We start from the raw sequence: 24,895 nt of genomic DNA, 5'->3' as shown, positions 1-24,895 counted from the left end.
GATGACGCGATGGCGTGCAAGATGGATGCGTTACCCAAAGTGTCTCGCGAACGATCGTTTCCGATCCACGACGCCGCGCGCCTCACGGTAGGAGCGTGTCTTCGGCGTTCCGCCTGGCCAAAGAAACACGCGCGTCAGCGATGTCAGCGATGTCAGCCGGCGCTGTCCCGACATCGGATTTCACGATCCCAGCCAATGCTCCTGCCCGGTGTGAGTCTCGGGCAGGAGCTAGAAGTCGTCGAGACGTCGGCCTCAATGGGTGGGCCACAGGCTGCTCTTACCTCACGGGTCTGTGTGGTCGAGACTGCGCACGACACGCTGTTGTTGATCATTGTCGAGTATCCGGAGGCCTTCGGTGACTGCCGCGCTGACCTCGAGTTCGTCGGACCACCACGTAGCCGACCGCAGCGGTAGGCCACGCGGTCGGTACTTGCGCATGATCTCGACGTGGTCGGGCAGCTTGATGAAATCCTTCAGACCTCGGTCATCAGCCCAGATCGACATCGATCCGAGATGTCGACGGCCCGGGCGTAGGTATGTCATCACCCCGACGGCGCCGTCGATCTGGATCAGTTGATCGCCCAAACTTTCGGCTGCGAGCCAGATGTCGGGTAGATCGGTCAACCGCGTCGGGGTGTATTGAGTCACGCTGATCATGAACGGGCCTTCGGCGTGCGCGTGCGGCCCTTGCTTCCAGCCCAAGCCGAATGTGAAGTCGACAGCAGGCGAGCCTGAGGTGAGGTGTCGCCGCCAACTCTGCAGCAGCAGCCACGGAGCGTCGCGGACATCGGTCCATGGGAATTGTCTGGTTGTCATAGGTAGTGGAGGAAGGGACGTCCACGTGCGTAGGACGTCCCTTCCAACCTGTCGATGTATGGGCTCAGGACTTCCTTGACCGCTTGTCATCAACTGACGCTTGACGTTTCAGCGGCATCGTGATGATGTAAACGACCAGTGTCAATGCCGATCGAGGACGGCAACTCGTGGATCCGAAGACGACGGCGGAGTATCGGTATCGCGCCGTGTGCGAGGTGCTGGGTGGCTCCCCAATCGGGGAGGTCGCAGCCCGATATGGCACCACGCGGCAGTCGGTGGATACCTGGCGCAAGCGGTTCAAGCTAGAAGGAACAGCAGGGCTGGTCGATCGGTCGCGGCGCCCGCACCACAGTCCGACCAAGTTGTCGGCCGAGGTCGAGGCGTTGATTTGTCGGCTGCGGCGTGAGCATCCGCGGTGGGGAGCACGTCGGATCAGCTACGAACTCGCTCGCCGCGGCACCGATCCGGCGCCGTCGCGGCCGACTGTGCATCGCGTCCTGGTCCGCAACGGGCTGGTGAACACGCAGGTCCAACAACACAAACGCAAATACCTGCGGTGGCAGCGCGAGGCACCGATGCATCTGTGGCAGCTCGACATCGTCGGCGGAGTGCAGCTGGCCGATGGCCGCGAGTGCAAGCTATTGACCGGCATCGACGATCACTCACGGTTCATCGTCGTGTCGACGCTGCTGGCAACACCATCGGCCCGCGAGGTGAGCGAAGGATTCCTGGCAGCGATGCGTCGCTACGGGGTGCCCTCCGAAGTGTTGACTGACAACGGCGGCCAGTTCACCGGCCGATACCTCAAACCTCAACCGGTCGAGGTGTTGTTCGAGCGAATCTGCCGGGAAAACGGGATCAAGCAGCGGTTGACGAAACCGCGGTCACCGACCACGACAGGTAAGATTGAGCGGTTCCATAAGACGCTGCGAAGCGAATTCCTCGACGACGCAGCACCTTTCGAATCGATCGACGCGGCTCAACATGCGATCAACGGGTGGGTCGAGGGATACAACCATCGCCGCCCGCACCAAGGCATCGACATGGCCACGCCATCGCAGTTGTTCCGCCCGAACGGCCCGACTCGCCTCGACACCCTCGTGTCGACTGAGCCGGCCGACATGGCCGCCGAATCGTTGATCGTCGGAGTGATCGAGCCGCCGCGGCCCACTGGCACTGAAACGGCGATGGAGTTCGAAGCACGTGTCCCGGCAAGTGGCAGCATCCAGATTCGTTCTGGTCGGCAGACCGTCGCGTTGCATCGCAGCATGGCCGGACGAACGGTCACGGTGTGGGTCGACCTACGCAGCATCCACATCAGCGTCGACGGCGAAGTCATCCGGACCCTCGGATCACGGCTGCTGGCACAGGATTTGCAACATCTCGCCATGCGAGGAGCGCGACCTGCCGGCCCCGAACCTGGACATCCCGCCCAGCGGCGAACCGCAGGTAAGGGCGTCGCCTCGATCCGGGCCGGCGAGACTATCGAAATCGATCGCACCGTCGACCGCGACGGACTCGTATCCATCTCTAACACAAAGCATCTCGTCGGTGCTGCCCATTCCGGGCAGCGGATCACGTTAAGGCTTGACGGTCACCTGATGCATGCCATCGCCGACAATGTCCTGATCGGGACATGGCCCTGCCCTATCGCCGCAGACCAACTCGGGAGGCTGCCTGGATCGTGCATGCCGACGAACCCGTTGCCGCTGCCTCCCATAGCGTCGGGCGGCTTACGCGCGATCCGAAAAGTCCATGCCAGCGGCAACATCATGGTTGCCAAACAGAACATCAAGCTCGGGGTGCGCTACCGGGGCCAGACCGTCACCGTCGTCATCGAAGACACCCACTTTCGCATCCTGCTCGGCGAGGAAGAGATCGCCGTCCGACCGCGGCGAAACCTCAAACCCATCACTCGCTTCTACGTCACCGGCGCAGGCGTCAAATCACCAGACACGTCAAGCATCACTTGATAACAGTTGGTCAAGGATGTCCTGATTCCTCACACTGACACAACCCCCTTCCACTCTGTGCCTCACTCCGGTTGCGTTCGCGCCTGCCAACGCGCGTGGCCTTGTGTGAAGGCGTTGTGTCAGTTGCCGAATCAGCGAGTCGCTGTGGGTGATGGTCAGCGCAGATGATCGACGAGCCTGCCTTTTTCGCCGAACAGTTCTGCGGTCCAGTAGTTCAGCAGTGCCGTGTTGTCGGTGTCGTCGGGGTGGAAGCCGTGCTTGTTGTAGGCCGCGACCCGGTGTTGGACGGCGCGGCTCAGGAACGGCGAGTGCCGCAGCGCGGCGAGACTGCGTACCAGCCGGATCGGGTTGTAGGTGGCGCGGTCGCCGAGCAACGACAACGTGGAGTTGACGACGATTCCAGTGGCGAAGGAGACCGAGATGCCTCGCATCGCCCAGATGCGGCGGCGTTCGGTGCCGCCGGCGGCGCGGTAGACGTCGATGGCGACGGACCGGTGTTCGGATTCCTCGATCGCGTGCCACAGCAGCATCGACCGAACCTCGGTGGATCCGAGCAGGGCCTGGGCTCGCTCGTCGCCGAGCAGTGTCTCGGCGAACACCGCGGTGAAGTGCTCGAGTGAGGCCGTGATCGCCAGGCAGGTCAAAGGGGAGAGGAAGCGCTCGTACCTTCTCAGGATGCGACGTACGGTGCGTTCTCCTCGCCGGGTGGGATAGCCCATTTCGTACAGGCGCTCGTTCAGTGCACGATGCTCGCGACCGTGGGTGACTTCCTGGCCGATGAATCCCTGAACCTGTGACTCGAGTTCGGGATCGGTGATCTCACCGGCGAAGCGGCGAACCGAACGGACGAAGAAATCCTCGCCCTCGGGGAACGTGCTCGAGAGAAACGCGATGGCGTGACTCGTCACCAGGTCGCCGTCGACGTAGTGACGAGCGAGCGTTCCTGCGGGATAAACGAATTGGATACGGCGAGCACGCACGACTCGCTTGGTCGGATCGGTGGTGTTCATGAAGGTTCCCCCCTCGATTGTTGCCGATATTCGAAAACTGCTGCGACGAATGGCCATTCATCGGCCGCCGCTTGGTGGTTGGGTGGTCGTGCCGAGGTAGGCACGGATCATCGCCTTGAAGGTGTCGAGGACCTCGCCGGTGCGAAAGGGCTCGTAGCCGGGGATCGATTGCGATGTCGCCAGGCCGGTGAGTAGCGCGTAGACCAGGTGCAGCCCGACCGTCATGTCGAGCTTGCCGTGGGCATTCTCGGTGGTGGGGAACAGTTCGGCGTAGACCCGTTCGCTGGCCATCATGAACTGCCTGTCGATCTCGATCATGGGGGCGGCCAGGTCCGGATCGGTCCTGGCGGCAACCCACAACTCGTGCCATGCAGTGAATGTGGGGCGTGCATACATCGACCACAGCAGATCGATCGCCGCGTCGAGCTTGTCCGCCGAGGGATCCAGATCGGCCATCAACTGCCCGTAGTCCTCGATCCGGCGACCGAAGGAATGCGCCACCGCGCCGGTCAAAAGATCGGCCTTCGTAGGGAAATGGTGCAGCAAGGCACCCAGCGACACCCCCGCGCGGTGGGCCACCTCAGTCGTGGTGGTGGCCTTGAACCCGACCTGCACCAAGGCGTCGAAGGTCGCGTCGAGCAGTGCGCGTCGGGTGTCTGCTGTCCGCTCGGCCTGAGTTCGCCGGATACGAGGTGATGGCACATCCCGAGCGTGACACACAAACAATAAACCGTCAATGTTTATTGTCGGTTGTGCTGGAGCATGCGGATCTGCAGAGTTACACCAGATCTGGGCCATCGTCAACCCGCCGCGGCCGATCCGATCAGCGCGGTGTGCGGCTGGTTGCAGGGGTGTTCAGAACGCCTGTGGCTCCAGGCCTCAGGGTTGCCTCGGCCCAATTGGCGCCACCTGAAGGTGCGGGAACACCGCCATATATCGCTGCGAGTCACACCTTTCCGATTCTGTGGGGGCGGCCGGACCTGTCGGTAGCCGCTGGGCGAGTTATCACCCGCGCCCCGACGAGTCCTCGGAGCTTTCCTCTGTGGTCGACGCATGGCATACTCCACTTGCTATCTGACAGATAAATATGTCAGATGCATCAGATGGAGGGGATCTTGTGACCACCCAATCCGGTACCCACGAAACCACGCTGTTAACGGCCGAGGATCCGGTGCTGGTCCATCGCAGTTCGAGCCGGATGACACGCATCACGTGCGCGCTGCCACCAGTGATCGCGAAGTCGCTCTATCGAATGTGGCCGCTCACCGATCGTGGTACTCGCGCACTGACGATGTTCGACACCACGCTGAGCTGGTTTCCGTCGGCTCGGGACGTCGAGCGAACGTCGATGACACTGGGACAGATACCGGTCCAGCGGTATCTGCCTGTCGGACACCGTGACCACAGGCTCGACGGGGTCAGTATTCTGTACCTGCACGGCGGCGGATTCACCTTTTGCGGGGACGGCACTCACCGCCGGGTCACCAGACGCATCGCGAAGTCGCTATCGGTACCGGTGTACTCGGTGCTGTGTCGCCAACTGCCCGACTACGGTGTCGGCACCGCGATACACGACGCTTACGTGGCGTATCGCGCGCTGTTGGGAGCGTGCGCCGAAGGCGACCGAGTGGTGCTCGCCGGGGACTCGTCCGGCGCGTTCCTCGCTGCCAAGGTGTGCGAACTCGCCGCTGCCGACGGGCTGGCGATGCCTGCCGCGCTCGTGGCGTACTCCCCGCATATCGACCTCGATGTGGATCTGCGTGACCGCCACGAGATCTGTCGTGATGCGCTCATGCCTGTCTCTGCGTATCGGCGTGCGAAACGGAAGTGGGAGAAGGGCCCCGTGGCGGCGCGGGGTGCGCGTTCGATGTTGCAAGTGGATCCCACCGCTTTTCCGCCGACGTTCATCACCGCGGCGGCCAAGGAAATGTTCGAGGCAGACATCGTTGCCTTTGCCCGTGGTCTCGCCGCAGGTGGATGCGCGGTTGTGGAGCAATTAGGTACACGCGTTTCCTGTGCTGGACACGCTGTTGCCGGAAAGCCGGGCGGCAATGGAATTGACGGTCGAGTTCCTGTCACGGACGCTGGCAGGAGCGGGATCCCGCGTTGCGTGAGCGCATGACGAGCGCGACGAAAAGCTTCGGAGTAGGGGCTTCGCACACCGGCCCAGAACCCGCGGCGGCGCCCCGGACAAGCACGGGGGTGACCTCCGAGGACCTGTCTGTATCGCTCGGTCCTGATCGGGTGATCACGGGCCTCGTGCCGGAGGCGGCAGATCGGTCGGTTGCGGTGGCCGATACCGACCGATATCCGATCAGCGATGTGGCAGCGCTGTTGGCGCGAACCGAGTCCGAGGTCCGAGGCGCCAGCCTTGCCGAAGTCAGGGCAGTGGTCGCACCAGTGGCCGAAGCAGCAGGCTACGAACAACTGCCGCTGACACCGCTGATCCACAGCCTATTCGCTTCCGTACGGGCGTTTTGGAAGGAAGCGACCCGGCCGACAGTCGGCAGCGGCAACGTCATCGTCTTGTCGAATCTGATGCTGAACTTTCTCGAGGACGCCACATCCACAGCAGTGACCGCGCACCTGTCGTCGGCAAGGCCTGCTCAGAGGAGGTTGCTCGAGGCTCGGCGTGAACTTGCGTACGCCTTGGTCTTCGGTCACCCGGTCGATGAGTTGTCCAGCCGCGCTGAGCTGGTTGTTCACGACAGATACGATCTTGTGGCCATCGCCACCGTAGGTCGGGACCGGTGGTGCTCGCCGACCGACCAACTGGCACAACAGCGAATGACACGACTGGTGCGGTACGTGGTCGAGGACCATCTCGGGGCGGGCGTACTACCGGTGTTCGATGCCAAAGGAGGTTCCTTTCTGCTGCCGGCCCCGGTCGGGAAATCGAGCCGTGCCCGATACGTCGATGTCGTTGATGGGCTCAGAGATAGTCTCGGTCACCCGGTTGTGCTCGTAGAGCTCCATGATGTGGCGCGTGGCGCTCTTCGTAGTGCGAAGGAGATGATCAGCGAGCTCTGTGACCTCGCCGCGTTTCTGTCCAAGCCGCCGGGTGCATACACGCTCGACGACCTGGCGCTCGACTATCAGCTCACCCGCCCCAGCCCGGCGCGGACTCGGCTTGCCGCCATCTTGGCACCGCTTCGCGACCACCCACATCTCATGCAGGCCTTGCAGGTACATCTGCGATTCGGGACCGACCGCAAGCGCGTTGCCGAAGTCCTCGAGCTACATCCCAACACCGTCAGCTACCGATTGCGGCGTATCGCCGAAATCACCGGGCTGAATCCTGCAGACCCAGCAGCGTCGCGCATACTCGCTGCGGCTTGGCTGGCGTCGGAATGGCAAGCCGGACAACAGACCCTGTCGGAATGATCTCGGTCCATGAGTCGACAACAGTCGAAGGGATACGTGGACGATGGCATCGGCGCCAGGAAATACGGCCGGTCGCCGTTACTCGGGAATGGATGCAGACGAACGCGCCCGTGCCCGGCGTGAGGTCCTTTCAGGACCGGCACGGGGCGCTTACCGCTGTCTACTGCTCACTGGTCGCACATGCGAGCCGTGACCGAAGCTGCGATTGCCGGGGGCGGACCCGAGGTCGCCGTTGGCCGTTCGCGAAGGATTGACCGCGTTTGTCGAATTCCTCACCGAGGATCCACGCCGGGCCCGCATCGTGCTGATCGAGGTGGTCGGAGTCAATCCCGAGATCGAAGAACTGAGACACGGTGTGCTGCGGGCTTTCGCCGACCTGATCGTCTCGGTCTGGGCGAGGCAACCCGGATTCGACGCATCCGGCGAGCAGGTACACCTGACCGCTGTCGCTTTGTCCGGCGCGGCGAACAATCTGCTCGTCGATTGGATGATGACAAGTCAGCGCCGGCAGCCGCGGGTTCTCGTCGAGGTGTGTTCGAAGCTGTATCTCTCTGCTTTGACGGGTCTCCGCTCGGCCTGACCACACCACTCCGGTTACGTCCCGGGTCCGGCGATGCAATGCTGAGCCCAACCCACTTTCGGCGGGCATATCATCGAGACCGGCACCGATTCCTACCGGCTTGCCCGCACCACCCAAGCTCGAACCGCTGCTGGGTGATGTTGAAATTCACCGATAGTGCCCTGGTCAAAGCTAGGAAATCGGTGAACCGTCAGCCGATGACCGGGGCTGGTGTCGATGATCGGCCTGGTTGCGCTGAACTGGCACACAGGTCGTGAGATTGATCGGCGGAATCCGAGCACTCACCGCAGTGGAGGAACATCGGTGCGACGAAGAGCGGCGGGCAGCGACGAGGCGGCGGCCGACCCGATCATGCTTTGGCCCTGCGTCAATACTGCAGTGTCGCCGGTCATCGGGGTTGGATTCACGGGCCCCTTCCATCCACACCAACCGCCGCACGCGGCGACGGTCTGGCTTTCGACTCCGCCGTCGTCGAACCGGGCGGTGATATGCCAAGCACGGGCCGGATGGTTGCAGATCGGGCATTTGCCGAAGTAGTTGAGAACGTCCTGGACTTCTGAGGCAGTGACGGTCCTCTTGCGGTTGGCCATGATCGAGTCCTCCCTAGCTGGGAGCTTAGAGCGGCGCAGCGCTGATTCTGAGCGAACCCGCGGTGCGGTCGGTCACAGGCTGTCTTCGAATCGTCCCAAGATCCGCGTGGTGAGGTCCGATGCCGAACGACGGCCGGATGTTCGTTGTCAGTAAAGGTGGGCCGTTGCCACCGAAACTGAGCCATCCGGCGGTTCTGCCACTTCAGTTAAGCCGTCCTGAAACTCAGCTGAGCCGAGTCGTTACGATCGCCATGCGAGCACCGTGGGTGAGCAGCCCTTCCTCGGTCAGGTTCGCAGCCTGGTCAAGGAATTCGTCACGGAGGCGCTTGAGTTGGCGTGCGTCGACGAGGGTGGCGTCGTAGTAGGAGTCGACCGCGGACTGCCAAGTCTGCTCTGGCGTCGCGTGTGGACCGTGGCTGATCTCGGTCCAGTCGATGGGCAGGAATCCGGCCGCTATCGCCAACTCGTGCAGCCCCTCTCGCGTGCGGGTACGGCGGTCTCCGAGTGAGGGCATCGAACCCGATTGCTGAGCCGCGGCGAAGATCGGTCGCGCCACCTTCAGAAACAGCGCGCGTCCGCTTCTGTCCGCAGGTTTGAGACCGACCGAGATCGCCAGCCTGCCAGCCGGTTTCAGCACTCGCGCCGCTTCCGCGAAGACCTGTTCGATCTTTGCCATCAGCATCAACGCCATATGGGACATCACGGTGTCGAACGAGTTGTCAGCAAACGGGAGATCCTGGGCTCGTCCTTGCCGCAAATCCGCGCCGCACAGCTCTGGTCTCTGTATGGCGGCCGAGAGTTCGACGTCGGACAGATCGATGCCTGCGAGTCTGGTCGCGCCGTTTCGGGCTAGAACCGCGAGCAGGGAACCGTCGCCGCAGCCGAGATCAAGGACTTCCTGAGCGTTCGGAACCTGGTCGGCAAGATACTGATAGCTGGATCGACCATCGGGTAGCGGGTTCGCGACAACGTATCGGCTCATCGCACCCGGCAGCTGGTTGTGCGTCCGCCGGTAAAAGTCTTCGCCTGCACGGATCTCGTTAGCTGCGCTCATGATTCGAATCTAGTTCATCACGATGGCCCGAGAGCACACGCTGCAAATGTAAGCACCGAGGACGACCGCCGTGCTGCAATTCCCGGGCAAACTGCACAGCTGCGCGAGCTTGCCACCTACCCGTAGGCGGCGAGCGTGCCGCCGGACTCGACCAACACCCCGCCCAGATCTCCCGCGACTCGATCCGGCCCTGCCTGGCCGACATCCGAGGTATCAGCTCACGAAACAGAACCTCCAACGCGACTTGCCCTCAGTGACAATGCTCCTCCCGAGACCTTGCCACTGAATCTGAGCCACCCACGTCACAGCCCAACGATTGGCTCAGATTCATCGGCACAGGACATCGTTGTTCGGGAAACCCGGCACCCGCCGACTGGGTTGACGGGCCCTTGGTGTCGTCTCGGTTGGCGTACGCGGTGATGCTCGCCGTGGCAGACGCGAACAGGGCACCTGGTGCCGGAATACCGAACGCATCGGGCGTGAACTCCCTGGTCAGGGCTCACACGCGGGGCCGTGAAGAGCGATACCACGATTGCCTGGCGGAGTGGTCGTACAACTGCGGGCCAGCCTTATTGAAAATGAAAACCATTAGTGGTTCACTGTCATCTCGTGCTGCACGCGCGTTCTGCCGTATCCCAGCTCGGCGTGGCGGCAGCACGACAGCCCTATATGAGATGAGGAACCATCCTGATGAAGATCAAGAAACTTGCTCTGTGTAGCGCGGCCGTCATCGCCTCGGTCGGCTTCGGGTCGAGTGTGGCGAGCGCCGCTCCAGCCGCTGGCGAGCCGGTCGGTTTCAGTGCGCACGCGACCGACACTCAGTCGATCATCAGCGTCGATGCCGGATCGATCGTGGCCGAAGACGGAGCGTTGAAGGTCAAAGCCGCCAACGGCGATGTCGTTGCGGGTACGCCGCTGACGTTTACCATCGATGACTTCGAGTTCCCGATCGCCGCCGAGATCAGTGGCCGCACGGCGACGCTGACCCCGCAGATCGATCGCGAGCACGCGACATACAAGCCGGTTGCCCTGCCGTTCGAGGACAAGGCGCCGTGGAAGAGCGAATACGATCGTGAGCAGGCGGCCTGGTCTCGGTTCACAAGTACGGTGAGCCTCGGTGCCGGAATCGGCACGTTGGTGGGCGGCCTCGGCGGTGCTGCGGTGGGCTGTGTCCTCGGTGGTGTCGTCGGCGCTACCGTTGCGTCGGCAACCATCGTCGGCCTCTTCGGCGCGTTCCTTCCGGCGGCGGCTGTCGGCTGCATCGGCGGCATCTTGGCGGTCGGCGCTCTGGGGACGCTCGCTGGTCAAATCCTGGTGACAGCGCCGGTGGCGATAGGGGCTGCGTTGCAGTACTTCAGCACCATCAACCAGCCGTTCCCAGCGAAGTAGCACAAAAAGGCCAGTTGATCGTCATGGACCGGTGGGAATCTGCTTTTCGAAGTCGCTCTGGTCGGCGCCGATCGGCTGGTTGCGTTGTAGCGCAGTGCCACACTATCGGCCGGACGCGTGACCTCGCGTGGGTGTGACAGCGCGATGTGGTGGTGGTTGACACTGCAGGGGTGTCAACCACCACCACGATGTCGGCGATATGCGAAAGGTTGGCTGCATTTCGTCGCGTGGCGCTGATCATCGGCGGGCAAGGGCTTCGTCACAATTCGAAAGCGCTACCACCGCTGATCCCCGACAATTCAGAGGTGAGACCGGCTGTGGCGCGGTCGAGCCGCCGGTGTGGGGCACCTGGCGCGGTGCGGTCGAAACCCATTGAGCTGTTGGTGGATCGGGGGTGATGCAGGGTGAGTGACCTGCGGCCCTGATGTCTCGGGCGATGTGGTCTGGACGAGCCGCTGCGACGAACGGAGATCGTGGGGCCGCGCAGCAGACGCTGGACTGCGTTGTCGTAGCTGCGTATCCGGCCGAGATGGGGGGGTCGGCGGGTGGTGGGGTTGCGCAAGGTTGGTGGACGGGCCATGATGTCATTACTGAAAATCATTGTCATTAACTGCTGCTAGGGCGCTCTCGAACGTTGAAGCGGCCACAACAACTCCGTGTACCTGGATAGAAAGGTGGAGGCCGCCCCCTCCTCGGCCAGGGGTGGGCATCGGTCCACGGGCACATCGTTAGAAGTAGTTACGTTTTGCCCCAATCGATTTCATGGACCTGTCGGGCTATGGACGGTTGGCGTTCGATCGAGGTTGCGTTGCATACAGAGTTACGTTTGAAACCCCAGGTAAGCGGCCTGCTGCAGAATGTTCTCGCTGACCCCCGTGCGCTGTCCGGCATGGTCGAGGCACTGGGTTCTCCGCTGAATATCGTTGTGCCACATCAGATCGTGGAGAACGCGTCGACCTACCGATCGGTGTACAGCACGCATCATCTGACTGGGCAGGTCTACTTCGCGCACAAGGCCAACAGGTCGACTGCGTTGATCCGCGAGCTGGCGGCCGGTGACATCGGCGTAGACGTCGCCTCGCTCGGTGAGCTACAACATGTACTGGCAGCTGGATTCGCGGGAAACCGAATCATGGCAACCGGTCCCAAGGACGCAGATTTCCTGTGGCTCGCGGCCAAGGTCGGCGCCGTTGTGAACGCAGACTCCGCACAAGAGCTGACAGAGCTCGCCGACATCATTGCCCGACATCGGATGCCGACCGTGCGAGTCATGATTCGGCTGTCCGCGTTCGACTCGCCGGGTGTCAGGGTTCTCAGCCGGCCCAGTCGGTTCGGTGTGCATCAGCGGGAACTCGGGTCGGTGTTCGAGATCCTCGACCGGCACCGTGGCTCCCTCGACCTGCTGGGCGTGTCCTATCACCTCGACACCAACGGATTGGACGAGAAGGCGCTCGCGCTCGATGGATGCCTGCTCGCCATGCGCGACGCGGTGACGCACGGGTTCGCGCCGCGGGCGATCGACATCGGCGGCGGATTCGGTGCGAACTATCTTGCCGACAGGGACGAGTGGGAAAGCTACACAACGGAACTGAGCAAGGCAGTGCTCGGTGCCCGGCCGACGATGACGTGGCAGAACCACGGGTACGGATTGCGAGCCGAGGCCGGCACGCTACGCGGGGTGCTCGGCATCTACCCGAGCTATCGGCCGGTGGCCGGTGAACGGTACCTCGATGAACTGCTGAACCGCACCGCGCCATCGCTGGGGCGCCCCTTTGCCACACTCCTGATGGAGAGCATGTACGACCTCTACATCGAACCGGGCCGGGCCCTGGTCGATCAGTGCGGGCTGACGCTGGCACGAATTTCCGAGGTTCGCTCGACCGCCGCGGGTGACACCATGGTTCGGCTCGAGGCGAACTCCCGGGACATCAGCTTCGAGGACCACGCGGTCTTCATGGATCCCGTTCTGCTCTCGGACGGGCCGATCGACGACGATCCCGTCGGCGTCTACCTGTCCGGAAATCTGTGTCTCGAAGACGACCTGATCACACGTCGCAAAGTTACGCTGCCACGCGCACCGGTTCGCGGTGATCTGCTCGCATTCGTGAATACGGCGGGCTATTTCATGGATTTCGCCGCTGACCACGCCCTGATGCAACCCATCGCCCGAAAGGTCGCCGTCTATCCGACCGGCGACACCTGGCGGTGGTGTCTCGATGATCAATACTGGCCCGTGAAAGGGAACCGCGAATGAAGTTCGACAGCATTCTCGACGTTATCGGTGACACGCCGCTCGTGCGCATCGATCCGAGTGTCCACGGCCTGCGCAATATCGATCTCTATGCCAAGATGGAAATGCTCAACCCGTTCGGATCAGTGAAGGATCGTCCGGCCTGGAATATGGCAAGGGCAGGTCTGGCGAAGGCGGTCGAGCGTGGTGACGCGATCGTGGAACTCTCCAGCGGTAATACCGCCAAAGCGTTGGCCGTTGTTGCTGCCATGCACGGGTTGCCTTTCAAGAGCGTAACCAACCGCATGAAAGTCCCCGAGATCAAGGACCTGCTTCTCCTGCTCGGCGCGCAGATCGAAGAACTACCTGGTCAGACCGAGTGTCTCGACCCGACTGACTCCGAGGATCCGCTGACGCGGATGTATCGGATGCTGTCGGAGGGAGGCAATGGACATCTGCATACCGACCAATACTTCAATCCGCGCAATCCTGAAGCACACCGGGTCGGCACGGCCCCGGAGATCATCAAAGATCTCGACGGAGAGGGCCCGGATATATTTATCGCCTGCGTAGGCACCGCAGGTTCGTCTACGGGTGTGGCCACAGTTCTGCGGGAGAACAATCCCGATGTCGACGTGGTCGGACTGGTATCGACGAAATCGGACTTCATCCCGGGAATCCGCAACATCGATGAGGTCAACGAGGTAGGCCTGTTCGACCCGAGGAATTATGATGTCATCGAGCCCGTCTCGGCTCAGGAAGCCATCGACGGAATGCTCGTTCTCAATCGCCGCTGTGGAATTCTGGGCGGGCCGACGGCAGGTGCGGCCTATTTCGGTGCCGTGCGCCACCTCGCGTCGGTCGACGCCACACTGGAGACGCGGAAATCCGCAGTCTTCATCGTGTGCGACAGGGTCGAGAGCTACATGAGCTATGTGCGCCGGCTGCGTCCGGAACTGCTGAAGCTGCCCGTGCGGGCGAATTCCATCGATACGGTGACCGAGGACGAATTGGCTTCGGTCCAGTCGATGGATATCGCGCAAGCGCAAGCATGGATTTCCGTCGAGCGGCCTGTCGTGGTCGATCTGCGCGGATCCTTCGCCTACTCGGCTCTGCACATCGAGAACTCCATCAACATCGTGGACGAACTGTTCGACGAATTGGTGCGCGGGGGACTGCCGTTCGGCGCAGGCAAGCCTGCGCTGCTGGTATGCCCGGTGGGCGAGAAGTCGGTTCGCTACGCGGCGTTGCTGACCCGGATGGGTCATCGCGACGTGCGGAGTCTGCGCGGCGGCGTGATCGCCTGGCGCGACGCGGGCGCCCCGCTGGTGCGGGATTGATGTGATGACCACGATCACCGATCCCGCGGTCTTGGACCGACTCGCCGACTGGCAGGCAAAACTGCGCCGGGAATTCCCCATCATCGCGGGCAATCCGGGGATGGCCTACCTCGACAGCGCGGCCACCGCCCAGAAGCCCGCGGCGGTACTCGACGCTGTCAACGATTTTCTGACCAGCGACAACGCCAATGTCGGACGAGGTTCCTACCCTTGGGCGACCAGCACCACCACCCGCATCGAGCAGGCGCGCGACCGCGTGCGAAAAGCCTTGGGAGATGACGGCGCCGACTCCTCGGTGGAGTTCGTCAGCGGCACAAGTGCGGGGCTGCGCGCGGTCGCCCAGGACTGGTTGGCCGAGGTGCTCACCAACGGTGACGAGATCATCGTGCCGTTCGGTGATCACCAGTCGAACTTGGCGCCGTGGCTCGATCTTCGGGCCGATTTGGCCCGCCGCGGCGTCCGCATAGCAGTCAAGTCGATGCCGGTGGACGCGGCCTCGGGTGACTACGATCATCGGGCACTGCCGGCGTTGATGAATACCCGGACGAAGTTCGTCGCGGCGACCCATGTCCACCACGTGTTCGGCGCGGATATGAACGTGCACCGGATCCGCGAAGTGGTCGGGCCGGAGGTGCCGATCTGTCTGGACGCCGCCCAGAGCGTTGGGCACGGGCCGGTCTCGGTGGCCGACCTGGATGTGGATTTCGTCGTCTTCTCCGGACACAAGATGATGGCCTTGCCGGGGATCGGCGCCGTCTGGGCGCGTAACCGGCGCGGCCCGCGGTTCGTCCAGCAAGGCTGGTCGGGAACACCGAACACCGCGGGCATCGTCAGCATGGCGGCGGCGTTCGACTGGCTCGACATGGTCGGGCCTGCCGACGTCAGGGCCTGGAATTCCGCACTGTGCGCGCGTCTGACCGACGGGTTGAGCAGGCTCGACGGCGTCCAGGTGCTGGGTTGTCAGAACAGTCTGTCCGCCGATTCGCCCGTGCAACGTCGGGAGAGCATCGTCACCTTCCGGCACCGGCGGGTGCGCTCCGACGATCTGGGATTCGTCTTGGCGGACGAGGGCATCATGGTGCGCGCCGACAGCCACTGCCAAGCAGGGCGCGACACCGAGGACCACGCCGTGCGCGTCAGCGTCCATGTCTACAACACCCCGGCCGAGATCGATCGGCTGCTCGCCGTCGTCGGCCGTTGCGAGAGGATGCAGAGTTGAGCACCACCGTTGCCATTGTGGATGTCTATGCTCCGACACTGCCGCTGGCACAGGCATTCATGGATGAGGGTGTGCGCGTGGTGCGGGTGCAGAGCACCGTCGATGTCCCGCCTGCCTACCGTGCCCGACCGGACCTGAGCGGCTTCGTCGCCGATATCGTCCACAGCGGAGACTTCACCGCGACACGCGACGCCGTCGCCGCCCATCGGCCGGACTTCGTCATCACCGGCGGGGAGACCGGCGTCGAGTTGGCCGACCGGCTCAGCGAGACGCTCGGACTGCCCACCAACGGCAGTGCGCTCAGCGCCGCGCGGCGTGACAAGTTCGTACAGAACGAGACGTTGCGTACTGCGGGGATTCGTGCGACGAGGCAGTTGCTGGTCTCCGATGAGCAGAAGTTGCGGGCATGGCATGGCGAGATCGGCGGCCGGGTCGTGGTGAAGCCGGTGCGCAGCGCGGGAAACGACGGAGTCCGATTCTGCGCCACGCCGGAAGACTCTGTCGCCGCTTACCGGGAGATCCAAGGCAGTACGAATGTGTTCGGGCAATCGAACGAGGCGGTTGTCGCCCAGGAGTACCTGGTCGGTAGTGAATACGCGGTGAATACGGTCAGCTCCCACGGTCGCCACCGGGTGACCGACATCTGGCAGTACGCCAAGATGACAGTCAACGGTGTCGTCGACCGGCACGCCGGGGTGTTCTCCACCCCGGCCGCGCAGGTACCGGAGCTGATCGACTACGCCTGCGCCGTTCTCGACGCACTCGCCGTGCGGCACGGTCCGGCGCATCTCGAGATCATGGCGACTTCCGACGGCCCCTGCCTGGTGGAAGCCGGCATCCGGCTCTGCGGTGGTGGTGCCGCGTACTACGCGCGCCTGGCGGGGGGCGAGTCGCAGCTGGAATGGACGGTCGACGCCTACCTGCACCCGCGACGATTCGAGCAGGAGTACTCGCGCCCGCACAGCATCGAACAGCATGTCGTGATGGCGTATCTGACTTCGCCGGTCGAGGGTGTGCTCGAGGACTACCCGTTGCTCGATCGGGTGCGGGCGTTGCCGAGTTTCCACCAGGAGCACCTGTCGGTGCGGCCCGGCGAGCATCTTCCTCGCACGGTGGATGATTGCACCGAACCGTTGATGGTCGGTCTGGCTCATACTGTCGCGCAGGTCGTGGCCGACGACTTCCGCGCGGTCAACTATCTCGATGGGCCGGGCTTTTACCGGGTGCGGACGTGAGGTCGGGGTCTCACGTCGTCGTCCTGCACCGCTGGCGTGACCGATACGCCGACTACGCGCGCTACCTCGATCACACCGAACACACCGTGACCTACATCAGCACCGAGGTCGGGACCGAATCGGTGCCGAGCACCGCGCGCGAGGTCGTCGTGGTTCCCGCCATCGACGATCTCCCGGTGGTGGCGGCCGAGGTGCGGACGCTGGCACGACGCTTCGGGCCGCCCGATCACATCGTCGCCCTCAAGGAGGACGATCTGATCGTGGCGGCCCAGCTGCGGGCGCAATGGGGTTGCCCGGGACCGACCGTCGCCGAGACGATGCCGTTCCGGGACAAGGTCACCATGAGCACCCTCGTCGCGGCGTCGGGGATCGACGTTCCCGCCTTTGCCGAAATCGGTGACGGGAGCGATGTCGAGCGGTTCGCCGTCGCCCACGGTTGGCCGGTCGTGGTGAAGCCGCGCGCCGGGAGTTCGAGCGCGGGTGTGGTCGTGGCGACGCGCCGCGACGAGATTCCAGCGCACGTATCAGGTGCCATGGTGCAGGCGTTCAGTTCCGGCGAGATCCACCACATCGACGGAGTCTTCGACGGCTCCGAGGTTGTGGTGCACACGATCTCGCGCTATCTGCGAACCTGCCTGGAATTCCGGGCCGGTGTGCCGATCGGCTCGGTGGAGGTCGACGACGCGGCCACACACCGGCGGGCAGGCCTTTTCGCGCAGCGCGCATTGCGGGCGCTCACGACTCGGCCTACGGTGTTCCACCTCGAGGCATTCCTGGATAACAATGTGTTCCGGTTTCTCGAGGTCGGCGCCCGAGCGGGAGGCGCCGAGATCCCGTTCGTGTGGCGGGATCTGCACAACTACGATCTCAACGGCGCTGCGTTTCGGATCGCGCTCGGCGCGCAGCCTCCCGCAGTGGGTGCGGTGGACACAGGTGGGCCTGTCGGTGGCTTTCTGCTCGTGGCGGCCCCTGCCGAACGTCCATGCCGCATAGACCGATCCACGCCGATGCTGGGCGCCGTGCCCGAGCTGTACGCGGAGGTGGTGCTGCAACCCGGACAGATCCTGCCCGCCGCGGACGCCTACTACGAGCATGTTGGCGGACGATTCCGATTCCGCGGCAGCAGTACCGCCGCCGTGGCCGCGGCGGTGACCCGCGTCGGCGCCGAGTATCAGATCACCGGGACGGCGCTGGATCAACCGAACCGGACCCCGGCGCCGACGCGGGCGTGAGGACCGCGTGGTGACAGGTGATGCGCCGCGCACCGATCGATTGTGGTGACGGCGCCACCTGCTCACACCGGTGACGTTCGGGGATGGGCAGTTCGGCGTAGAGCGGACACCGTGGCCGGAACGCGCACCCTGAGGACTTCTCGCCCGGCCCGCGACACTCACCGGTGAGCACCGCCGCTCGTCGCGCGCGCGCAGTAGGCACATGAAGTGTCGGGGCGGCGGCGACCAGTGCCCGCGTGTAGGGATGCGCGGGATGGTCGAGCACATCGCCGACCGGACCCGACTCCACCACCTTCCCCAGATACATGACCGCCACGTGTTCGACGGCCTGCCTGGTGAGCGAGATATCGTGGGAGACCATCAGGAACGACAGATCGAACTGCTCGCGCAGATCGGTGAGCAGGTCGATGATTCCCGCCCGCAACGACATATCCAGCGCCGATACCGGCTCGTCCAACAGCACCAGGCGGGGCATCGGCGCGAGGGCCCGGGCGATCGCCACCCGTTGGCGCTGCCCGCCGGACAGGCGGCTGGGCCGTCGCTCGATGTAGCCGTCGTCCAGGCCCACCAGACCCAGCAGTTCGCGGGCTCGTGCGCGGCTGCGCGAGCGTGACCACCCGTGGATGCGCAGGGGTTCGGCGATGAGATCGGCGACGGTCATCGTCGGATTCAACGAGGCGGTCGGATCCTGCATGACCATCTGCACGTGTTGACGCAGTTCCGCACGATCGCGCCGCCGCACATCGGCGAGATCGTGCCCGAGAACCTCGATCGTTCCCGCCTCCGGCGGGCTGAGACCGACGATCTCGCGCAGCAGTGTCGTCTTCCCGCAGCCCGATTCGCCGATCAGCGCCAGCGCCTGCCCGGCCGCGAGCTCGAGGTCGACCCCGTCGACCGCCGTGACCTCCTGGCCACGGCGTGCGGTGAAGTGTTTGCGCAGGCCGGTGACCCGCAGCACCGTTTTTCCAGGGGGTCGTCCGTGGCCGGCCGAGGACGTTGTCGCGGTCAGCAGCGACCCCAGCTCGCGGCTGCTCGGCGAAGTGAACAGCGTCTCCACCTCGCCCTGCTCGACGAGCACTCCACGGTTCATGACCGCGACTCGTTGGCAGGAGCGTGCGACCACACCCAGGTCATGGGTGATCAGCATCAGGGCCGCGCCGGTTTCGGTTTGTACGTCGTCGAGCAAGTCGAGAATCTGTGCCGCGACGGTGACATCGAGCGCGCTGGTCGGTTCGTCGGCGATGATCAGTTCAGGGCTGTTGGCCATGGCCATCGCGATGCCGACGCGTTGGCGCATGCCGCCGGAGAACTCGTGGGGCAGCGCCGACATCCTGGTTCGCGCGGTGGGGATACCCACCGCGTCCAACAGTTCGACAGCGCGGCGAGTGGCGTCGTGTCGGCTGATGTCGCGATCGTGGATGGTGATCGCTTCGATCACCTGGGCGCCCACCGAGCGCACCGGGGTGAGTGAACCCAACGGATCCTGATGCACCATCGACACGCGGCGCCCGCGCAGACGCGAGAGCTCCTGATCGGGCAGGTCGAGCAGTTCCCGGCCCGTCAGCCGCACCGATCCCTCGACGCGGGCCGAGGCGGGCAACAACCCCATCACCGCGAACGCGGTGGCCGACTTGCCAGATCCCGATTCACCGACCAGGGCGAGGGATTCATGCGCGGCCACGGTGAGCGTGAGTCCGTCAACCGCTGTTGTCCGACCGCTGCGGTGGGCGAAGGTGACAGTCAAGTCGTCGATTTCGAGCAGTGGGCTCATCCGGTCCTCTCATCATCGCGCAAGCCTTCACCCAGGACTGCGGTAGCCAGCACGGTGGCCGCGAGAAAACCGACCGGCGCCACGAATACCCAGGGAAAGGTCAGGGCCGAGCCGGTTCCGGTGGCAACCAGAGTGCCCAGCGAGACATCGGGTGGTTGGACGCCGAAACCGAAGTAGCTCAGTCCGGCTTCGGTGAGTACGGCAGTGGCGACATTCATGGTGCAGTCGATGATCAACAACGGCGCCATCAGCGGCAACATGTGGTGGGTGATGATCCGGGCGGTCGAGGCGCCCATGTTCTCCGCGGCGACGACGAATCCCGAGGTGCGCAGACTCCGTGCCCGCGCGCGCACCACGCGCGAGGTCAGCATCCACTGGAATCCCGAGATCAGCACTACCAGCACCAGCCAGGACTGCCCGCGCAAAGCGGGGGAGAGCACGGCGACCACCAGGATCGGCGGCAACACCAGCAAGATGTCGACCACCGCCATGAGCGCTCGGTCGGTCTTTCCGCCGAGATAGCCCGCGATGGTGCCGACCACCGCGGCCAGCACGGTAGTGAGCACAGCGGCGAGTAATCCGATCACCAGCGACTTCTGCAACCCTCGAAGACACAGCGCGAGAACGTCTTCACCCAGGCGGGCTGTTCCGAGTGGGTGGGCTGCCGAAGGCGGGGTCAAGATGGCGGTGAGGTCCTGCTGGGTGTGGCTGTAGGGCAGCAGATGCGGCCCCACGAACGCGGCGAGGGCCAGCAAGCCCAGGACGGTGGCGCCGACGACGACACCAGGCCGTCGGCGCAGGGACTCGCGCAGGGACGCCGCGTCTTCGGTCATGTTCGTGTCCTCGGGTCGAGGAAGGCGAGTGCCAGCTCGGCGATCCAGCCGACCGCGACTACCAGGACCGCCATCAGCAGAGTCGCTGTCGCCACCACCATGGCGTCCTGGTTCTCGACCGCGGTCATGAGCCAATCGCCGAGTCCGTGCCAGCCGAAGATTCGTTCGGTGAACACGCCGCCGGCCAGATGCAGTCCGAAGCTGAACGCGATCAGCGCGGTCATGGGGATCAGCGCCATCTGTAAGCCGTGGGTGCGGATGGCACCGAAATAGGTCAACCCGCGAGCGCGCGCCGCGCGCAGGAACTCGCTGTCGAGCACCTCCAGCATCGCGGCGCGCTGGAATCGGCTGTAGAACGCGATCTGGGGGAGCGCGATTGTCACCGTGGGCAGGACCAAATGCCGCAGGCGGTCGGTCACGGCGGCCCACCCTTGGAGATCCGAGCCCGGTGTTCGCTCGCCGCTGAACGGGAGCAGATCGGTGCCGGCGGCCTCGTTGACCGGGAGCCAGAGGATCTTCAGCACGGTGCCGAGGACGAAGACCGGGATCGCCAGCAGCACAAGGGCTATCGTCATCGACGCGGTATCGGAGAATCGGCCTGCCCGGAGTGCGCCCCACATCCCGAACGCGATGCCGAGGACTACCGCGGCCGCGCTGCCGGGCAGGAACAGTCGAAAACTCGCGCCGGCACGCTGACCCACCTCCGCGGAGATGTCGTGTCCATCCACCGTCACCCCGAAATCACCGGCGGGCACCCCGGCGACCCAGGTGAGAAACCGGGTGGGGAGCGGCTGGTCCAGTCCGAGTTCGGCGGCGCGTGCGTCGATCACCGCTTGCGGTGTCGGGGGCTGTGTGGTGCGCAATTCGGCGAGCGGATCGAAAGTCAGCGACGCGAGCGTGTAGGTCAACAGTACTGCGGCGAAACATAATCCGGCCCAGCCTGCCAACCGAAGACCCAGGCGTCGCGCGATCCGCAGCGCCGGGGAGGCGGGCGCCCGCAGGCGCCCGCCACCGCGTCGTGTCACTTCATGAACCCGGCCTGGGCGAACCCGTAGGCACCGAGGCCACGGGCGCCGTAGTTGGCCAGATCGCTGCGCACCGCGTAGGCGCCGGACTCTGGGTAGAGGGGCAGGTGGTGTGCGTACTTCCACGCCAGCACGTCGATCTCGTTGGCGAGCTCGTCGCGCTTGGCGGTGTCGAACTCGGCGATCGCGCGATCGTAGAGTTCCTGGATACCGGGGACCGATACGCGACCGAAGTTGTTGCCTGCCTTCGCTCCGACCGGTTCCTGGAACACCGGGCGATCGTGCGAGATCGGGTAGGGCGACTTGGTCCATTCGAAGGCGATGATGTCGAAGTTGCCCGGCTGGAGGTAGGTGTCCTGGAAACGCTCCACTGGCACAGTCTCGACCGCGGCTTCGATGCCGACCTGCGCCAGTTGCTCAGCGACCACACCGGAGACCGCGCGTCCGGTCGGGGTGGCCTGGACGATGAACCGAAGGTTCAGCCGCTGACCATCTTTCGATCGGGTTTTGCCGTCCATCGTCCAGCCGAGCCCGTCGAGTGCCTTCTTCGCGGCATCCGGGTCGAAGGGCAGAGTTCCGGAGTTGTCGCGGTAGCCGGCGTAACCGGGCGGAACGATGTGGCTGCCGACCGCCTTGGTGCCCGGTGCGATCCGGCCGACGACCACATCGGTCACCTTCTGCGGGTCGATCGCCTGTGCGACAGCGACGCGCAGCCGTTCATCGGACAGGCGCGCTCCGGCGGCCCCGTTGAAGGTGAGCTGACCGGCGCGGCGTTCGGTCGCCTGCCGGATCTCGACGCCGGGCATGGACTGAGCTCGGGTGAACAGATCGATGTCGCCACCGATCGGGTACAGGTCGATTCCGCCGTTGGCCAGTTCGTCGGCACGGGCGGCGGGGGCGAGAACCCGGAAGATGATGCGATCCAACTTCGCAGGCGTATCCCACCACTTGGTGCTGCGGCGCAGCGTGATCACCTTGGCGGTGGTGTCGATCGAGTCGATCTCGAACCGCCCCGAAGTCACCGTGGGACCGTTGAGCCAGGACTTGTTGAACGCCTCGGCGCTGTCGGTGACCTCGACCGGCACCAGCGGGCGGAACAAGCCCTGCCAGTCGGCGAATGGCTTGTTGAAGGTGAGCGTCGCTTCCTTGTCTGTGGCACCGCGCTCGACCCGCGCCACGTCCTTGTAGCCGACGTGGTTGTTGACCTCGAACGCGGTATCGGACCCGTTGAGCGCGGCCCAATGCCCGCGCAGGTCCAGCCAACTGAGCGGGCGTCCGTTACTCCAGACCGCGTCCTCGGCGATCACGTAGCGCACGACCTGCGGGTTGGTGGACACCAACTCGATCGAGTCGAAGTAGCTGCGGTTCACCGCCGGTACGCCGTCGGCGGTGTCGAGGAACGCGCTCGGCAGGATCGCCTCGGCGAGCTGGTAGGTCACGACCCGTGCGCCGTTGACCTGCTTGGGGTTGAAGTTCGACGGCAATGCGTCGATGGGTACTCGCAGGTCCCCGCCGTCGCGCAGTGCGGTGGCGTCCTGTTTGTTGATATCGGGTTGCGCGAGGTTGTGCTCGGGACGAACAGACTCTGGGTTACCTGCGCAACCGGTGATGCTCATCGCGGCGACTAGTGCCAGCCCGCACAGCGATGATGCCTTGCCTCTGAACCGCATGTGTGTCCTCTATCTGCCCCTGTGTCGGGGTCGCGTGATCGTCGATCACGGGCAACGTATCGTAAGTGGCAATCATTTTCAATAAGGATGGCTACGGTTCAGGCGGAGATCGTTAATGGTAATCGTTTTCATTGGCGTGTTAGGATTTCGCGTCGAGTTCACGAGGGGCGAGCATGAGTGACGGCGAGAAGAGATGGTGGCGGCGAAACCAGGACTTCAGCCGCTTCTGGTTCGGGGAGACGGTCTCGCTGTTCGGATCGCAGGTCACCAACCTCGCGCTGCCGCTGACCGCGGTGATCATCTTGCAGGCATCACCGGAGGAACTCGGTGTGCTTCGCTCGCTGGCGTTTCTGCCGTTCCTGTTCTTGGCCTTGCCGTTCGGTGTGCTCGCGGACCGACGAGCCAAACGCCCGCTGATGATCATCTCGAATCTGTTGCGGGCCGGGCTTGTCGGTCTGGTGCCTCTCCTGGCGGCGCTGGACTCGCTCACGATGGTGGGGCTTGCCATCATTGTGGCGGCCATCGGCGTCTGCACGGTGCTGTTCGAAGTGTGCTGGCTGTCCTACGTGCCGGTGATCGTCGGCAAGGACGATCTCATCGCGGCCAATGGGCGGGTGAGCGCCAGTGCTTCCGCGGCGGAGTTCGCCGGGCCCGGACTGGGCGGGGTGCTCGTGCAACTGCTCACCGCGCCGTTCGCCTTGGCGGTCAATGCGGGGTCGTATCTGGCTTCGGTGCTGTCGTTGTGGACGATCAAGGCGCGTGAGGAGATTCGTCCTGCCACCGAGCGGCACCTCGGCAAGGAGATCACCGAGGGAGTTCTGTTCATCGTTCGACAGCCCTACCTACGGATTCTCGCCGTGGCGGGAGCGAGCTTCAACTTCTGCTACATGTTCGTCGAAGCGCTGTTCGTGGTCTACGCGGTGCGCGAACTACGTTTCGACCCAGGGCTGATCGGCCTCGTCGTCGCACTCAGTGCCATCGGTGGTGTGCTGGGCGCGGCCTATGCCGCGCGCATCGTGAGCCGCTATCACTTCGGGAAGGTCTATGCCACAGCTGTCGTGGTCGGCTACACCGGGCCGCTGCTGATACCGCTCGCCACCGGCCCTACGGTGCTCGCCGCGATCGGGGTGACGACCGGCTTCTTCCTGATGCGCGCGGGCTTGGCCCTGTCCAATGTGGCCGGGACCAGCTTGCGCCAAGCGGTGACCCCACCGGAGCTGATGGGCCGGATGACGGCCGGTATGCGGACGCTGATGTGGGGAATCGGAACGACCGGGGCGATCGTTGGCGGTGTGGTCGGCGGCTGGCTCGGTTTGCGTACCGGGCTGTGGATCGCGGCGATCGGTTTTCTTGTCGCGGCACTGCCGATTCTGTTGTCCCGTATCCCTCGGCTGCGCGAGATCCCGTCGCTCGACGCGGTGCCCACGGCCTAGCGCACGTCGGCGCAGGGCGGAACGGCCCCGTTCGACGACAGTCGAACCCGGGCGTTCCGGTTTTTCGGTTGGGGGGTCACGGTGGTGTGCGGTGTGGTTTACACATCAGAC

General features: G+C 64.3%; 20 protein-coding genes. 11 read left to right on the top strand and 9 right to left on the bottom strand.

Annotation, left to right across the window (positions count from 1 at the left end; genetic code table 11):
* Nucleotides 1–282 precede the first annotated feature (282 nt).
* Nucleotides 283–816 carry a hypothetical protein gene (locus ACFWPK_RS32695; RefSeq protein ID WP_378922418.1) on the bottom strand — a complete coding sequence of 178 codons (534 nt, stop codon included), beginning with the start codon at nt 814–816 and terminating at the stop codon, nt 283–285.
* A gap of 167 nt (nt 817–983) precedes the next feature.
* Between ACFWPK_RS32695 and ACFWPK_RS32690 the strand changes: the two genes are divergently transcribed.
* Complete coding sequence (locus ACFWPK_RS32690) at nt 984–2,789, top strand: IS481 family transposase (RefSeq protein ID WP_378922417.1); 1,806 nt, start codon at nt 984–986, stop codon at nt 2,787–2,789.
* 155 nt (nt 2,790–2,944) lie between these two features.
* Here ACFWPK_RS32690 and ACFWPK_RS32685 read toward each other — a convergent pair whose 3' ends face one another.
* Both ACFWPK_RS32685 and ACFWPK_RS32680 read right to left on the bottom strand, forming a co-directional pair.
* On the bottom strand, nt 2,945–3,799 hold the full coding sequence (locus ACFWPK_RS32685) for a metal-dependent hydrolase (RefSeq protein WP_378922416.1): 855 nt from the start codon (nt 3,797–3,799) through the stop codon (nt 2,945–2,947).
* Between the two features lie 57 nt (nt 3,800–3,856).
* Nucleotides 3,857–4,501 carry a TetR/AcrR family transcriptional regulator gene (locus ACFWPK_RS32680; RefSeq protein ID WP_378922415.1) on the bottom strand — a complete coding sequence of 215 codons (645 nt, stop codon included), beginning with the start codon at nt 4,499–4,501 and terminating at the stop codon, nt 3,857–3,859.
* 415 nt (nt 4,502–4,916) lie between these two features.
* On the opposite strand from ACFWPK_RS32680, the gene ACFWPK_RS32675 reads away from it, so the two are divergent.
* From ACFWPK_RS32675 to ACFWPK_RS32665, 3 genes are all read left to right on the top strand, one after another.
* The gene (locus ACFWPK_RS32675) at nt 4,917–5,921 is read left to right on the top strand and encodes an alpha/beta hydrolase fold domain-containing protein (protein ID WP_378922413.1); all 1,005 of its coding nucleotides are present in this window, start codon (nt 4,917–4,919) and stop codon (nt 5,919–5,921) included.
* A gap of 80 nt (nt 5,922–6,001) precedes the next feature.
* A complete protein-coding gene (locus tag ACFWPK_RS32670) occupies nt 6,002–7,183 on the top strand; it encodes a PucR family transcriptional regulator (protein ID WP_378922412.1) in 1,182 nt (393 codons plus the stop codon).
* Between the two features lie 232 nt (nt 7,184–7,415).
* Nucleotides 7,416–7,763: a hypothetical protein gene (locus tag ACFWPK_RS32665; RefSeq protein WP_378922410.1), complete on the top strand. Its 348-nt coding sequence runs from the start codon at nt 7,416–7,418 to the stop codon at nt 7,761–7,763.
* A 281-nt stretch (nt 7,764–8,044) separates the two neighbouring features.
* On the opposite strand, the gene ACFWPK_RS32660 is transcribed toward ACFWPK_RS32665, so the two are convergent.
* Together ACFWPK_RS32660 and ACFWPK_RS32655 are read right to left on the bottom strand one after the other, a co-directional pair.
* On the bottom strand, nt 8,045–8,353 hold the full coding sequence (locus tag ACFWPK_RS32660; RefSeq protein WP_378922408.1) for a hypothetical protein: 309 nt from the start codon (nt 8,351–8,353) through the stop codon (nt 8,045–8,047).
* A gap of 223 nt (nt 8,354–8,576) precedes the next feature.
* On the bottom strand, nt 8,577–9,407 hold the full coding sequence (locus ACFWPK_RS32655) for a class I SAM-dependent methyltransferase (protein WP_378922407.1): 831 nt from the start codon (nt 9,405–9,407) through the stop codon (nt 8,577–8,579).
* 690 nt (nt 9,408–10,097) lie between these two features.
* Here ACFWPK_RS32655 and ACFWPK_RS32650 point away from each other — a divergent pair.
* From ACFWPK_RS32650 to ACFWPK_RS32625, 6 genes are all read left to right on the top strand, one after another.
* Nucleotides 10,098–10,796, top strand: a complete 699-nt coding sequence (locus tag ACFWPK_RS32650; protein ID WP_378922405.1) for a hypothetical protein — start codon at nt 10,098–10,100, stop codon at nt 10,794–10,796.
* An 826-nt stretch (nt 10,797–11,622) separates the two neighbouring features.
* Nucleotides 11,623–13,050, top strand: coding sequence for a Y4yA family PLP-dependent enzyme (locus tag ACFWPK_RS32645; protein ID WP_378922404.1), 1,428 nt, complete (start codon nt 11,623–11,625; stop codon nt 13,048–13,050).
* Nucleotides 13,047–14,366: a pyridoxal-phosphate dependent enzyme gene (locus ACFWPK_RS32640; RefSeq protein WP_378922402.1), complete on the top strand. Its 1,320-nt coding sequence runs from the start codon at nt 13,047–13,049 to the stop codon at nt 14,364–14,366. Before ACFWPK_RS32645 ends, ACFWPK_RS32640 begins: the two co-directional genes overlap by 4 nt.
* A gap of 4 nt (nt 14,367–14,370) precedes the next feature.
* A complete protein-coding gene (locus ACFWPK_RS32635) occupies nt 14,371–15,585 on the top strand; it encodes an aminotransferase class V-fold PLP-dependent enzyme (protein ID WP_378922400.1) in 1,215 nt (404 codons plus the stop codon).
* A complete protein-coding gene (locus tag ACFWPK_RS32630; RefSeq protein WP_378922398.1) occupies nt 15,582–16,820 on the top strand; it encodes an ATP-grasp domain-containing protein in 1,239 nt (412 codons plus the stop codon). Before ACFWPK_RS32635 ends, ACFWPK_RS32630 begins: the two co-directional genes overlap by 4 nt.
* Complete coding sequence (locus ACFWPK_RS32625; protein ID WP_378922396.1) at nt 16,817–18,052, top strand: acetyl-CoA carboxylase biotin carboxylase subunit family protein; 1,236 nt, start codon at nt 16,817–16,819, stop codon at nt 18,050–18,052. The genes ACFWPK_RS32630 and ACFWPK_RS32625 overlap by 4 nt, the downstream gene beginning before the upstream one ends.
* Here ACFWPK_RS32625 and ACFWPK_RS32620 read toward each other — a convergent pair.
* The 4 genes from ACFWPK_RS32620 to ACFWPK_RS32605 all read right to left on the bottom strand — a co-directional run bounded on the left by ACFWPK_RS32620 (nt 17,997) and on the right by ACFWPK_RS32605 (nt 23,297).
* A complete protein-coding gene (locus ACFWPK_RS32620; RefSeq protein WP_378922394.1) occupies nt 17,997–19,823 on the bottom strand; it encodes a dipeptide ABC transporter ATP-binding protein in 1,827 nt (608 codons plus the stop codon). The two genes, ACFWPK_RS32625 and ACFWPK_RS32620, sit on opposite strands and share 56 nt — an antisense overlap.
* Nucleotides 19,820–20,656, bottom strand: coding sequence for an ABC transporter permease (locus ACFWPK_RS32615; RefSeq protein WP_378922392.1), 837 nt, complete (start codon nt 20,654–20,656; stop codon nt 19,820–19,822). Before ACFWPK_RS32615 ends, ACFWPK_RS32620 begins: the two co-directional genes overlap by 4 nt.
* Nucleotides 20,653–21,564 (bottom strand): ABC transporter permease, encoded by a 912-nt coding sequence (locus ACFWPK_RS32610; protein WP_378922390.1) that lies wholly within the window; start codon nt 21,562–21,564, stop codon nt 20,653–20,655. Before ACFWPK_RS32610 ends, ACFWPK_RS32615 begins: the two co-directional genes overlap by 4 nt.
* Before the next feature lie 113 nt (nt 21,565–21,677).
* On the bottom strand, nt 21,678–23,297 hold the full coding sequence (locus ACFWPK_RS32605; protein WP_378922388.1) for an ABC transporter family substrate-binding protein: 1,620 nt from the start codon (nt 23,295–23,297) through the stop codon (nt 21,678–21,680).
* Between the two features lie 227 nt (nt 23,298–23,524).
* Between ACFWPK_RS32605 and ACFWPK_RS32600 the strand changes: the two genes are divergently transcribed.
* Nucleotides 23,525–24,784: an MFS transporter gene (locus ACFWPK_RS32600; RefSeq protein WP_378922386.1), complete on the top strand. Its 1,260-nt coding sequence runs from the start codon at nt 23,525–23,527 to the stop codon at nt 24,782–24,784.
* Nucleotides 24,785–24,895: the final 111 nt, after the last annotated feature.

Source organism: Nocardia sp. NPDC058519, assembly GCF_042719755.1.
Lineage (GTDB): Bacteria > Actinomycetota > Actinomycetes > Mycobacteriales > Mycobacteriaceae > Nocardia.
The sequence above is the reverse complement of the archived record's forward strand: the minus strand, read 5'-3'. Positions and strand labels throughout refer to the sequence as shown.

Bases quoted from the DNA above. Each gene is read 5' to 3' on its own strand.
- ACFWPK_RS32695 (WP_378922418.1), bottom strand. From the start codon at position 816: ATGACAACCAGACAATTCCCATGGACCGATGTCCGCGACGCTCCGTGG.
- ACFWPK_RS32685 (WP_378922416.1), bottom strand. From the start codon at position 3,799: ATGAACACCACCGATCCGACCAAGCGAGTCGTGCGTGCTCGCCGTATC.
- ACFWPK_RS32660 (WP_378922408.1), bottom strand. From the start codon at position 8,353: ATGGCCAACCGCAAGAGGACCGTCACTGCCTCAGAAGTCCAGGACGTT.
- ACFWPK_RS32655 (WP_378922407.1), bottom strand. From the start codon at position 9,407: ATGAGCGCAGCTAACGAGATCCGTGCAGGCGAAGACTTTTACCGGCGG.
- ACFWPK_RS32650 (WP_378922405.1), top strand. From the start codon at position 10,098: ATGAAGATCAAGAAACTTGCTCTGTGTAGCGCGGCCGTCATCGCCTCG.
- ACFWPK_RS32640 (WP_378922402.1), top strand. From the start codon at position 13,047: ATGAAGTTCGACAGCATTCTCGACGTTATCGGTGACACGCCGCTCGTG.
- ACFWPK_RS32635 (WP_378922400.1), top strand. From the start codon at position 14,371: ATGACCACGATCACCGATCCCGCGGTCTTGGACCGACTCGCCGACTGG.
- ACFWPK_RS32620 (WP_378922394.1), bottom strand. From the start codon at position 19,823: ATGAGCCCACTGCTCGAAATCGACGACTTGACTGTCACCTTCGCCCAC.
- ACFWPK_RS32615 (WP_378922392.1), bottom strand. From the start codon at position 20,656: ATGACCGAAGACGCGGCGTCCCTGCGCGAGTCCCTGCGCCGACGGCCT.
- ACFWPK_RS32605 (WP_378922388.1), bottom strand. From the start codon at position 23,297: ATGAGCATCACCGGTTGCGCAGGTAACCCAGAGTCTGTTCGTCCCGAG.
- ACFWPK_RS32600 (WP_378922386.1), top strand. From the start codon at position 23,525: ATGAGTGACGGCGAGAAGAGATGGTGGCGGCGAAACCAGGACTTCAGC.